The organism is Thauera phenylacetica B4P (genome assembly GCF_000310225.1).
In the GTDB taxonomy this organism is placed as follows: domain Bacteria; phylum Pseudomonadota; class Gammaproteobacteria; order Burkholderiales; family Rhodocyclaceae; genus Thauera; species Thauera phenylacetica.
This window is the reverse complement of record NZ_AMXF01000317.1, coordinates 1-3,545: the sequence shown is the minus strand read 5'-3', so window position 1 is coordinate 3,545 and position 3,545 is coordinate 1. Positions and strand designations below refer to the sequence as shown.

4 protein-coding genes are annotated in these 3,545 nt (G+C 67.0%); 1 reads left to right on the top strand and 3 read right to left on the bottom strand.

Going from position 1 to position 3,545, the window contains the following annotated elements:
• The 3 genes from C667_RS21140 to sucC all read right to left on the bottom strand — a co-directional run.
• Nucleotides 1-483, bottom strand: a 483-nt coding sequence (locus C667_RS21140) for an FHA domain-containing protein (RefSeq protein ID WP_157302439.1), incomplete at its 3' end; no start/stop codon positions are given.
• Nucleotides 484-629: 146 nt separating this feature from the next.
• A complete protein-coding gene (gene sucD, locus C667_RS21135) occupies nt 630-1,523 on the bottom strand; it encodes a succinate--CoA ligase subunit alpha (protein ID WP_004382762.1) in 894 nt (297 codons plus the stop codon).
• Nucleotides 1,524-1,535: 12 nt separating this feature from the next.
• Nucleotides 1,536-2,696, bottom strand: a complete 1,161-nt coding sequence (sucC, locus tag C667_RS21130) for an ADP-forming succinate--CoA ligase subunit beta (RefSeq protein WP_004382761.1) — start codon at nt 2,694-2,696, stop codon at nt 1,536-1,538.
• Nucleotides 2,697-3,103: 407 nt separating this feature from the next.
• Between sucC and C667_RS21125 the strand changes: the two genes are divergently transcribed.
• A partial coding sequence (locus tag C667_RS21125; protein WP_004382760.1) for a type IV pilus assembly protein FimV occupies nt 3,104-3,545 on the top strand: 442 nt, incomplete at its 3' end.

Genomic DNA, 3,545 nt, shown 5'->3' with positions numbered 1-3,545 from the left:
TTCCCCCGCCGCGGAGGCGGCGGACGCCGCCGCGGCCGCGGCGCCGGCCTGGCGCGCCGCGGCGGAGAGGATCTGCGTGTCGCTCGGCGCCGGCGCACCTGGCGGCAGCACGGTCTCGGTCGTGGCCCGCGGCATCTCGAAGGCCTTGTAGGCGGCAGTCTCGATCATCTCGGACGGCGCCAGCCCCGGCTTGGCGTCGTCCAGGAGGTATTTGATGCGGTACTTGCCGAGCTCGATGACGTCGTTGTTGCGCAGCACGTTCTTCTTGACCGGCTGGCCGTTGAGGTAGGTGCCGTTGGTGCTGTTCTGGTCCTCGAGGAAGGCGTCGTTGGTGATGCAGGTGATCACCGCGTGATGGCCGCTGATCGCGAGGTTGTCGATCTGGATGTCGTTGTCCGGCTTGCGCCCGATGGTGGTGCGCTCCTTGAGGAGCGCCATCTCCTTGAGCACCAGCCCGTCCATGCTGAGAACCAACTTCGGCATGCCCATACCCGTGTGTAAGTGGAACGACCGGCGCGCCCGCGCCGCCTGCGAGGAATCCGTCGCCCATTCTAGCGCGCGCATCGCGCCGGTTAACAAAAAAGGGCGCCGGAAGATCCGGCGCCCCTGCGTATGCCCCGAGGGACGGCTTACAGCATGGCCTTGAGCAGCTTGGCCATCTCGGACGGGTTGCGCGTGACCGTGAAGCCGCACTCTTCCATGATGGCGAGCTTGGCGTCGGCGGTATCGGCACCGCCCGAGATCAGCGCGCCGGCGTGGCCCATGCGCTTGCCGGCCGGCGCGGTGACGCCGGCGATGAAGCCGACGATCGGCTTCTTCATGTTGGCCTTGCACCACTGCGCGGCTTCGGCTTCGTCCGGACCGCCGATCTCGCCGATCATGATCACCGCGTCGGTGTCCGGATCGTCGTTGAACATGCGCATCACGTCGATGTGCTTGAGGCCGTTGATCGGGTCGCCGCCGATGCCGACCGCCGAGGACTGGCCGAGGCCGATCTCGGTGAGCTGGGCCACGGCTTCATAGGTCAGCGTGCCGGAGCGCGACACGACGCCGATGCGGCCCTTGCGGTGGATGTGGCCGGGCATGATGCCGATCTTGATCTCGTCGGGCGTGATCAGGCCGGGGCAGTTGGGGCCGAGCAGCAGGGTTTCCTTGCCGCCGGCGGCGACCTTCTGCTTCATCTTGTTGCGCACGACCAGCATGTCGCGGACCGGGATGCCCTCGGTGATGCAGATCGCCAGGTCGAGGTCGGCCTCGCAGGCCTCCCAGATCGCGGCGGCGGCGCCGGCGGGCGGCACGTAGATCACCGAGACGGTGGCGCCGGTGGCGTCCTTGGCGTCCTTGACCGAGCCGTAGATCGGCACGTCGAGGATCTTCTCGCCGGCCTTCTTCGGGTTCACGCCGGCGACGAAGCAGTTCTTGCCGTTGGCGTATTCGATGCACTTCTCGGTGTGGAACTGGCCGGTCTTGCCGGTGATGCCCTGGGTGATGACCTTGGTGTCTTTGTTGATCAGGATGGACATTCGAAGCTCTCCTTACTTGACCGCAGCGACGATCTTGGTCGCAGCTTCCGCCATCGTGTCGGCGGTGATGATCGGCAGACCCGAGTCGGCGAGGATCTTCTTGCCGAGGTCTTCGTTGGTGCCCTTCATGCGCACCACGAGCGGGACGGAGAGGTGAACTTCCTTGGCCGCGGCGACCACGCCGGTGGCGATGGTGTCGCAGCGCATGATGCCGCCGAAGATGTTGACCAGGATGCCCTTGACCTTGGGGTTCTTGAGCATGATCTTGAAGGCTTCGGTGACCTTCTCGGTGGTCGCGCCGCCGCCGACGTCGAGGAAGTTGGCCGGCTCGGCGCCGAACAGCTTGATCGTGTCCATGGTGGCCATCGCCAGGCCGGCGCCGTTCACCAGGCAGCCGATGTTGCCGTCGAGGCTGATGTAGGCGAGGTCGAACTTGGAGGCCTCGATCTCGTCGGCGTCCTCTTCGTCGAAGTCGCGGAAATCGACGATCTCCGGGTGACGGTAGAGGGCGTTGGAGTCGAAGTTGAACTTGGCGTCCAGGGCCTTGATGTTGCCGTTGCCTTCGAGGATCAGCGGGTTGATCTCCGCCAGCGAGGCATCGGTTTCCATGTAGCAGGTGTAGAGGCGCTTGAGCGCATCGACCGCCTTGGCGACCGAAGCCTCGGGCACGCCGATGCCGCGGGCGAGGTTCTCGGCCTGGGCGTCGGTGAGGCCGACGAGCGGATCGACGAACTCCTTGAGGATCTTCTCGGGGGTGCTGTGCGCGACCTCCTCGATGTCCATGCCGCCTTCGGACGAGGCCATCATGGCGACGGTCTGGGTGGCACGGTCGGTGAGCGCGGCAACGTAGTATTCGTGCTTGATGTCGGCGCCTTCCTCGATCAGCAGGTTGCGCACCTTCTGGCCCTCGGGGCCGGTCTGGTGGGTGACCAGTTGCATGCCGAGGATGTCGTTGGCGTGCTGGCGCACTTCGTCGAGCGAGCGGGCGAGCTTGACGCCACCGCCCTTGCCGCGGCCGCCGGCGTGGATCTGGGCCTTCACCACCCAGATCTTGCCGCCGAGTTCCTCGGCCGCCTTGACCGCGCCATCCACGGAAACGCAGTGGAAACCGCGCGGCGTCACGACGCCGAACTTCCTCAACAGTTCTTTTGCCTGATACTCATGAATCTTCATGGTTGCCCTTCGATCGAAGCCGCGACGGCGGCAGCCGGCGCGAACAGGTTGATGGCATGCTTCGGAGCGCTCGCTCCACGACGGGCGCCGTCTCCCTCGACCGTCGCCCACCGCATTGGAATCGGGACCCCCCGACCCGACCCGCGGACCGGGCGTACACGCCGCGGTCGCAAGACCCCATAATTATAACTGGTTTTGCGCGGTGCACAGGCATGGGCCCGAAGCGCACCGCGCCGGCCGCGCAGGGCAGCACGCGCCCGGCCCCGACTTCCGGTGGCAGCGCGAAATGCCGAATAGTTCACACCCCGGGCGAAACACGAGCGGATTGCGGAACGAGTCGCTGGAATGCCTGCGGCGACTCTGCTAAAACTCGGCAATCCTGAGATCCACCGCCGGATGCGCGGAACATGAACAACAACAACCTGCCGCTCGCAATCGCCCTCGCCGCAGTCTTCCTCGGCGCCGCCCCCCACGCGGCCGCAGCCGTCCTCGGCGAGGTGGCCGCCCTGTCGGCGATGGGAGAAAGCTTTCGCGCGGAGATCCGGCTGCCGGGCGCGACCCGTGCGGACGCCGAGTGCTTCCGCGTCGTCGCGGCTCCGGGCGGCGAGTTCCCCAGCCTGCGGCAGGGCCGCATCGCCATTTCCGGCAGCGGCGCCGACGCCCGCCTCGTGGTGCACGACGCCGCGCGCGTCGGCGAGCCGGTGTTGAAACTGGTGATCGAGAACGTCTGCGAGTCGCGCCTGCGGCGCGAATACACCTTGCTGATGCCTTTCGGTGCGGGCGGACACCTGCCCGCCACGGCAGCGCCTGCCGCCGCACCGCGCCCCGCCGCACGTGCGCCGGCCGCGC

Excerpts from the sequence above, each read along its gene's own strand:
- sucC (WP_004382761.1), bottom strand. The coding sequence starts at position 2,696 with ATGAAGATTCATGAGTATCAGGCAAAAGAACTGTTGAGGAAGTTCGGC.
- sucD (WP_004382762.1), bottom strand. The coding sequence starts at position 1,523 with ATGTCCATCCTGATCAACAAAGACACCAAGGTCATCACCCAGGGCATC.